This is a genomic window from Bacillus sp. SIMBA_074 (assembly GCF_046534555.1).
GTDB classification, from domain to species: domain Bacteria; phylum Bacillota; class Bacilli; order Bacillales; family Bacillaceae_G; genus Bacillus_A; species Bacillus_A mycoides.
In genome coordinates this window covers 1-266 of the sequence record NZ_JAWRYM010000640.1, presented here as the reverse complement: position 1 = coordinate 266, position 266 = coordinate 1, and the positions used below count along the sequence as shown (strand labels likewise).

Sequence of the window (266 nt, the reverse complement as noted above, 5' to 3'; positions counted from 1 at the left end):
CCCTTTTCTTCAATTAAATTACGAGTTAGTGCATCCGCTTCCCTGCCCGTCATCCCAGGTTTAATCCCAGCCATTCCGCGCAGTTGCGCTTCTAAAACAATGTCATAAATGTTAATAAGTTCTTCACTCGGCTTGCCAACTGCTAATGTCCGAGTTATGTCAGACACATACCCGTTATAGTATGCTCCGTAATCCAATGTGACAAAATCGCCTTTTTCAATGATTTTATCCGTAGCCACTCCATGCGGGAGAGCTGACCTTACGCC

At 45.1% G+C, this 266-nt stretch carries 1 protein-coding gene; it reads right to left on the bottom strand.

The features are described from left to right. On the bottom strand, positions 1–266 hold a 266-nt coding region (locus tag SB773_RS32320), incomplete at both ends, for a M24 family metallopeptidase (protein WP_410594460.1).